The 7,120-nt window shown below is 64.4% G+C and carries 8 protein-coding genes and 1 pseudogene; 3 read left to right on the plus strand and 6 right to left on the minus strand.

Going from position 1 to position 7,120, the window contains the following annotated elements; translation table 11 throughout:
* Nucleotides 1–120: 120 nt before the first annotated feature.
* From BS75_RS12980 to BS75_RS46375, 3 genes are read right to left on the minus strand one after another with little or no spacing between them, the layout of a single operon-like run.
* Nucleotides 121–411 (minus strand): hypothetical protein, encoded by a 291-nt coding sequence (locus BS75_RS12980; RefSeq protein ID WP_034088331.1) that lies wholly within the window; start codon nt 409–411, stop codon nt 121–123.
* A 58-nt stretch (nt 412–469) separates the two neighbouring features.
* Complete coding sequence (locus BS75_RS43310) at nt 470–745, minus strand: DDE transposase family protein (RefSeq protein ID WP_081982284.1); 276 nt, start codon at nt 743–745, stop codon at nt 470–472.
* A gap of 30 nt (nt 746–775) precedes the next feature.
* Nucleotides 776–967: a hypothetical protein gene (locus BS75_RS46375; RefSeq protein WP_081982285.1), complete on the minus strand. Its 192-nt coding sequence runs from the start codon at nt 965–967 to the stop codon at nt 776–778.
* Between the two features lie 143 nt (nt 968–1,110).
* On the opposite strand from BS75_RS46375, the gene BS75_RS12990 reads away from it, so the two are divergent.
* Together BS75_RS12990 and BS75_RS44240 are read left to right on the plus strand one after the other, a co-directional pair.
* Nucleotides 1,111–1,530 (plus strand): very short patch repair endonuclease, encoded by a 420-nt coding sequence (locus BS75_RS12990; protein WP_408022532.1) that lies wholly within the window; start codon nt 1,111–1,113, stop codon nt 1,528–1,530.
* Nucleotides 1,531–1,620: 90 nt separating this feature from the next.
* Entirely contained in the window at nt 1,621–2,496 is an 876-nt protein-coding gene (locus BS75_RS44240) for an NgoMIV family type II restriction endonuclease (RefSeq protein WP_052069387.1), read from the plus strand.
* 181 nt (nt 2,497–2,677) lie between these two features.
* Here BS75_RS44240 and BS75_RS52185 read toward each other — a convergent pair.
* Nucleotides 2,678–3,514, minus strand: a pseudogene (locus BS75_RS52185) (NaeI family type II restriction endonuclease); the annotation flags it as partial.
* A gap of 114 nt (nt 3,515–3,628) precedes the next feature.
* Here BS75_RS52185 and BS75_RS13005 point away from each other — a divergent pair.
* On the plus strand, nt 3,629–4,489 hold the full coding sequence (locus BS75_RS13005) for a hypothetical protein (RefSeq protein WP_152646219.1): 861 nt from the start codon (nt 3,629–3,631) through the stop codon (nt 4,487–4,489).
* Nucleotides 4,490–4,529: 40 nt separating this feature from the next.
* Here the strand turns inward: BS75_RS13005 and BS75_RS13010 are convergent, their stop codons facing one another.
* Both BS75_RS13010 and BS75_RS13015 read right to left on the minus strand, forming a co-directional pair.
* Nucleotides 4,530–5,690 carry a DNA cytosine methyltransferase gene (locus BS75_RS13010; RefSeq protein WP_042440190.1) on the minus strand — a complete coding sequence of 387 codons (1,161 nt, stop codon included), beginning with the start codon at nt 5,688–5,690 and terminating at the stop codon, nt 4,530–4,532.
* A 150-nt stretch (nt 5,691–5,840) separates the two neighbouring features.
* Complete coding sequence (locus BS75_RS13015) at nt 5,841–7,007, minus strand: DNA cytosine methyltransferase (protein ID WP_042440191.1); 1,167 nt, start codon at nt 7,005–7,007, stop codon at nt 5,841–5,843.
* Nucleotides 7,008–7,120 lie beyond the last annotated feature (113 nt).

Genomic DNA, 7,120 nt, shown 5'->3' on the forward strand with positions numbered 1-7,120 from the left:
AATTCGGGAATATGCAACTTTTGCTTGGCCCTGAGCGAGCTGCGCCACCGAGGGCAGCACCAGCCGCTTCTGGAGCCGGGGGCCCGTAGCATCCGCCGCAAAAATGGCAGGTACCGCTGATCAGCAGGGATGCGGCCCAGCCCCATGGTCAACCTTCGAGTCCGGAGGGTTCAACAGTGGCACCTTCTCGGTGTTGCGGAGCTCCCGGTTCAGCGTGGAGCGGCTGACGCCGAGCTCGGCGGCGGCCTGCTCCCGGACCGCGCCGTACTTGATCCACTGAGCAGCCCCGCCGCTGGTGGCGTTCGGCTTGGTGCGACGTCCGGTGGGCAGGCCGCAGCCGTTCCTGGCGGTGCCCTCCGGCATGTAGACGCATTCCATCCGGACGAACATGACCAGGAAGGCGATGGCCATGTCCGTACTGGGCTCGGGGGCAAGGCCTCGGCGTCATCGCGTTGCGTCCGGTTTGTGATCATCCGAGGCCGAGGAACGTGAGGGGTCGGCAGGCGTTGCGTGTGTTGCGGCGGAGGCCGGCGGCCATGTTCTTGACGCCGCCCAGCCGCATGGCGCCGATGGCGAGATTGCGCCAGGTCGCCATCGCCCGGGGTGCATTGCCTGTCCACAGTTGGGAGGCGTCCTCAGCGAAGGTGGTGTCGCGGACGTGGTGCAGGGCCTCGATCTTCCAGTGGTCCTGGACCAGCTGTGCGCGCCGGGCGAGCGCGGCCTGCTCGGCGGTCAGGCTGGTCACCGCGTAGGACGCCCTGCCCCTGCGGGACGATTACGACAATGTCCCGCGCTCAAGTAGCGTCCGGATGGCGTCTGCCTCTCGCTGCAACACGATCCGCCCGTCGCCGTCACTGTAGGCCAGGAGCGCACTGCCCGTGTCCAGGCCGGCCTCGGCCAGCAGTCCGAGCGGAAGAGCAACCCTTCCGTCATGCTCGATGGTCAGTTCAGCAGGTTCACGGATCACGGAAGAAGTATGGCAGCAGCGGCGAGGCATGGATGTTGCGAGGATCGTCGAGCCCGAAATGGCGCATCATCCCGGAGCCGGCTGCAGGAGGTTGAACAGACTCGGTGCCCTTTTGGGGAGCGGAACCGATGGAGAATGGAAGGATGTCGCCGAGTGCATCGTCCCCTGCTGTCTCCCGCCGCATGAGTCGACAGGCATCCCGTGATACGGAGCAGGAGCTCGCGGTCCGGCGCCGCCTTCACCGGGCCGGACTGCGGTATCGGGTCAATACTCCTGTTCCAGGCATACCTCGCAGGACGATCGATATCGCTTTCGGTCGCTTGAAGATCGCCGTGTTCCTCGATGGCTGCTTCTGGCACGGCTGCCCGCAGCACGCCACCAGCCCCAAGGCCAACGCCGAATGGTGGCGCAGCAAGCTCGACCGGAACATGGCCCGAGACCGGGAGACCTCGGAGCATCTCATCGGGGTGGGGTGGACGGTCCTCCGCTTCTGGGAACATGATCAACCGGAGGATGTCGCCGCGCAGGTGACCACAGCGGTGCATCTGCGCCGATCAAGCTGACTTCCCACGGTCCGTCTGCGAAGCGGCCGTCGAGTCGGCTGTCGGACTGCGCTGGTACGGTGCGCGTCTCCGAGCAACTGAGGAGTTCTTGTGACGGCGCCCTTTTCGACAGTCCTGTGCGGCTACCGCAACGGCCTGCCCAACACCAGCGATGCCAGCGACAAGCTCTCGATAGAGATCGGCAGCGCGCTCTTCGAGCACCTCGGTGTGCCGGTCGACCAGCCGGCGACACCCGTGGCCAAGGAATGGGCCGTGGCCATGGCCGACGACCTTCAGGAAAGGCTGAGCATCCCGGCGCCGCACCTTCTGATCCAGGCCGAGCGCAAACTGCTCCACTTCGAGCAGTACGCGCATCTGGATGTTGCACGAAGCCTCGCCAACGATGACGGCCTCGAAGTCGCCGGTGCGCTGGCCGCTCTCGATGCACTGACCGCAGCCGATTCGCTTCTCGGAGGTGAACCGCTGGTACAGGCGGTGAACTCGGTGCGTGCGGCTGTCGCAGGAGCCGATGAGCGGCGGAAGCTGCTTATCGATCTTATGGCCGACGAGTCACCACTCAATCTGGACCTCGCTGTCGAGCGGCCCACCATCGCTGCCGTCGTGCCGGGCACGGTACTCCTCCCGCACCTGGTGGCGGGCTTTTCCTTGAAGTGGTCGCTGCGCACCGACCGGCTCCAGGACCCGCGTACTCAGGGGTCGCAGATGGCGGCGATGCGTCGGGGAAGGATGCCCCACTTCGCAGCCGTCACGATGGAGCCGCGGCCCTACTATCTCGGACGCCTGGCCATGGGCACCGGGGATCTCGATTGTGTGTATCACCTTGCACTGCCCGAACTGTCCAAGGCGGTGGAGGAGGTGTATGTCGGACCGAAGCGGGCCAAGCAGTTGGACACCTTCCACAGGTTGGTGGATCAGCGTCGTCTGCGTGACTACGACGAACTTGTGACCTACCTCGCAACGCTCTGACTCGCCGGTCAGTAGGTGTCGGGAGCTGTCGCGGGCAGGTCGCCTTCCTCCTCCCGGAAGGCGACGTGCTGCTTGCCGTCGAGGACGACATACGGACGAGTATCACCGGGGGGCCCACGCCGAGGCGTACAGCCACATAGGAGCCCTTGGTGGGAACCGGCAGGTGCAGCGCGCGGGCTAACCCAGGATGATCGCCCGGATGGCCAAGTATGAGGATGCCATCCGGGCGCAGAGCAATGCGGGCATCGCGCACCCGCTTGGGGGAGTCAGCCTGGCTGGCGACTGTGACCACGGTGTTCCGGTCGACCAGTTGCTCCTGGATCAGCTGAAAGAGAGCGTTGGTCCGGGATTGGCCACCCGGCCTGCGCCCCGAGCGGCCGTGACCAGCGGGTGGGTCGAAGATCGCCCGAACAGTTTCGGGCGACTGGCTGAGCAGCAGATTGCGGGGCAACTGCCCCTCGGAGACGATCCACTGGATGGCCGCGCGTCCCGCCTGGCTCAACGACTTCTTCTTGTCCCTGTTCTCGCCCTTGTTGAGGGCCGCATCAGTAATACGGACGAGTCCGACGCGGAACGTCGACTTCCTGTCGTCCGCCTGCATCAGCAAACAGATGTGCCCCATCGCCTCCACAGGGATCGTCCAGTTGAAGGTCCGACCGCCGTGGTTGCCGCTCTTCGTGCCGCTGGTGAACTTGGCGTCGACGTCGTACCCCGCGACCAGGTAGTCCATCCGACTGCCTTGCCCGAGGTCGAACTCTGCCCGGGCCACAATTTCAACCTTCGTCCCCAGGTAGGTCTTCTCCGTGGATGCAAGGGCGTCGATGTCGAAGCGGCCGGTTCGCTGGCCGTCCAGCACCTCGTCGATCGACTGACGCAGTACGGCTCCGAAGCGATCTGCCACGTACCGGTGCTCCTGAAACCAGTGCAGCACGGCTTCAATGCCTTCGTCCGCTTCGTGGCCTTCGTCTGCAAGGCCGAACGGCAGGAGATCGGCAACGTGCTTCGAATGAGCGTCCACACCAAGAACCTACCGGAGAGAGGCCAGGGCCTGGAGCGCGAGGCTCTTGCAGTGTCAGACCCCTGTCCTAGGATTCGAAGTGACTGATCATCAAGTATGTTCGGGGGTAGGGCCATGGCGGTTACGACGGCCCAGGACGTGCTCGCTCACTTCGCGGTGACCGAAGCAGCAAAGGCTGCCTATCTTGCCTGGCAAACGGACGATCGATATCGATCCACGGTTGTCCCATGCGTCCTGGGCCACCGCGTCGCGGCGGCCTACGCGCTAACCCACGAAGATGTGCTGCGGGCCTGCGCGGCCACGGAGCTCCCGTACGGTCACGCTCTGGGGACGGTCCGGAAGGCGGAGGCGGAGCGAGTCGTACCCATCAGGGACTGGAATCCGCCCTTCGCGTTCACCCAGGTGCTCCACCACCTCCTGGAGCAAATGGGGTCCATCCCGACCTGGCCGGAGTTCGTCGACTACATCCGCTGGTCGCGCGAAGGACGGGAGATGCTCGGCAACGACGCCGGGCTTGTATTGAGAGCTGCCGGCGCCCGTGTCGACAGCGCGGGCAATCCACGATGGACGGCGCCAGCGATCAACGACGCCCTGCGCTGGCGGTTGGGCAATGCCTACTACTCCTTTCTTCGCGAGCTTCACGTGCTGGTCCACCTCCGTGCCCGCGGGTTGGACGCCCGTGTACACCCCCTGGCCGATGCTCTCTTTCGAGCGGATGCCTGGATCGGCAGGACCGTCCTGAGCATCTATATCGGCAACCCCAGGTACCGGCACGAGCACGAGGGGCGCAAACAGGAAGCGCAGCGGCTCCTGGGCGCCGCTCCTCGGCCATTCACCTTCGAATCGATCAACCTGCCCAACGATGCGCGAAGGGGAATGGCCTATCTCGCGCCCGATACCCTTCTGGAACAGCGAGTCCAGGAGCTTCTTGCCCAGAGCCCGCGTGCCCCTGGCACCAAGGCCTTGCACGGCTGATGTACTCCGCCCAGAGGCGGAGATCCCGGTGGCCTGGCGGTCAAACGTTGCTGGACGCCACAGGGCCCGGTGAAGCCGGAAGATCTGGAGTCGCGGACCCCAGCAGATAGGGCTTCAGGTGGTTGGCGATAGCGGCCGCCAATGCCGGAGGGACTGCATTGCCGATCTGCTTGGCAATATCGATCTTACTTCCGCACCAGAGGAAATCGTCGGGGAAGGTCTGCAGCCGCGCGGCTTCCCAGTGCGTGATCGGGCGGTTCACACGATTCATCGGATCGTGTTCGTCCCACTGGGGGTGCAGATACTGTCCCTTCTCAGGCTTGAAGAACTCTGTCCTGATCGTCAGAGACGGTCGGTCCCAATGCATCCGACCCATCACGTCGGTGGTTCCGCTTTTCTTGTCCCGCCAACATCTCGGCAGCAGCCTCTCGGGCAGATCGAACCGGCCGCCGCCGGGGGGAACGTGGTCGTATCGCTCCAACGACATCGCTGTAGGGGTCCGGCCGAGATGAAGATCGCTGCTCCTGAAGCTTCCAGGTACCGTTACTCCAAAGAATTGCGTGGACGCCGCCGGCAGCTCGGTTGTTCCGGGGAGCCTCGGCAAGTCGGAAATCGCGTCCCGTACCGTACGCCACTGGTTCGTGCCGAGTAGTTCCGTTGGGCCATGAGTGGCAGCGGGCATCGGAATCCCGCCGATTCGGGACCCGAAGAGGATTGTGCGCTTTCTGCGCTGAGGAGCTCCGTAGTCCGCAGCCAGGAGCAGACTGTAGGTGAGTTCGTATCCGGCGAGCAGACCACCGGCACCGGTTTCCTTCAGCAGTATTTGGAATTCAGTTGACGCAAGAAAGCGGTCGACGTTCTCAATCACGAAGATCTTCGGCTTCGCATGCTGCACGAAGCGAATGTACTCGCGCCAGAGCTTGTTGCGCGGGTCGCCGGCCTCCCGGGAGCCGAGGTTGGAGAACCCCTGGCAGGGTGGCCCGCCGATGATCACGTCTGCCTCTGGGATCCGAGCGTCGTCGATCTTTGCGATGTCGCCCCACTGCATATGCGACTCGCCGAAGTTGGCGGCATAGGTGGCGGCAGCGGCGAGATTCCACTCGACCGCCATCACGGCCTTGTAGTCGGAGGCCCCCTTGAAGCCCTGGGTCATTCCGCCGCAGCCGGAGAACAGGTCAATTACAGTGATGCCGTCGGTCATGCTCGACAGAATAGACGGATTGACATCGCGATGCAGGCGATCGAACTATTCCGCAAATCATTATCATGTGAAAATATCATGCCAATTGGAGCATTCGCATTCTTATCCCAACCCGGTGCCCGAGTTGGGAACGAGTTGAATTTTCCGCACTCAGTTTTCGGGGCCATCCGCGTCCGGGGCAGGAGTGGGGGCCCGGAAGGCTACGTCGGACTCGGAGCCGATCGGCCTGACCAGCAGCAGGGGTGTGCCTTCCTCAGTACTGGCCCAGGACCCACGGACGGCAGTGTCCAAGGAGTTCTCCTGGAGCTCCCAGCCCAGCGCAGCGGCCAGAACGTGGGCTGCCAGACGAGGCGGGATGGCATTGCCGATCTGCTGGGACACATCCTTGCCAGACCATGGGTAGTCCCGGGGGAAGGTTTGGAGGAGCCCAGCTTCACTCGTTTCGAAGCGCGGGAGTTCATGGGATTCGTCACCCGGCGCGTACAGGCGATTTCGTGAGATTTTTCCGGTGACGGTCGCCGAGGGCTCGTCGGACGATCGCCGCCCACGAGCTTTGGGGTCGCCCCCGGTGCCGTAGTTGGAGACGACCTCAAAGCTGCCGGACCGGGAGAGGGCGCTGCCCATGGTGACCCATGGGAGGAGGGACTGGTCACCGTCCGATCGGGCAACGCCCTTTCGATAGCGGCGATGGGTAGGCTTCGGCAACTGCGGCTGATGATCCCGGTGCGCGATGAGGACTGCTCGGCGGCGAGTCTGCGGTACGCCGAAGTCCTCGGTATGGAGGATCCCGCTCACTGTCTTGTAGCCGATTCCTGCGAGTACTTCTTCCATGGCCTTCCAGACCGGGAGTACGGCAGGTACCTGTTCCAGCACAATGGCCTGGTACGGCTTGTCGTCGCTTGCTGCCTCCAGGGCCCAGCGAAGCGGCTCGAGCACAAGACCGGTGCGCTCGTCCTCCAGGACCTTCACGCTCTCGGTCACATCGATGCCGGCTGCCATGTCCTTGACGAAGCCGAGTACCGTGTCCAGCGCCCGGCGCCCGGCGCCGCCACCCGCCACTGTGAAGGTCTGGCACGGGGGCCCCCCAGTCAGCACCGAAGCATCGGGGTAGCGCTTCGGCCCGTGCTCCCGGACGTCGTCATGGAGAGTGCCCAGCCCGGCCTGCGTACGCGTAGCGCAGGCGTTCCCGTCCCACTCGATCCCATGTACACCTAGCCCCAGCCAACGTGCCGCCACATCGAGTCCGCCCGGCCCCGCGAACAGATCGACTAGCTGAAGAGGCTGCACTCGGGGCGGTTGTGGCTGCGTGGAGGTCATGGGGTGGAATTTTATAGGCTCCGTGACCGAGGAGCTCCCATGTCGTCGATCCGAGCAGCCGGGCAACCCCAGGAAGACGCCGGCCGACCGATCTCTGCTGCCAGCCGGCGCCA

It is taken from the genome of Streptacidiphilus albus JL83, assembly GCF_000744705.1.
Lineage (GTDB): Bacteria > Actinomycetota > Actinomycetes > Streptomycetales > Streptomycetaceae > Streptacidiphilus > Streptacidiphilus albus.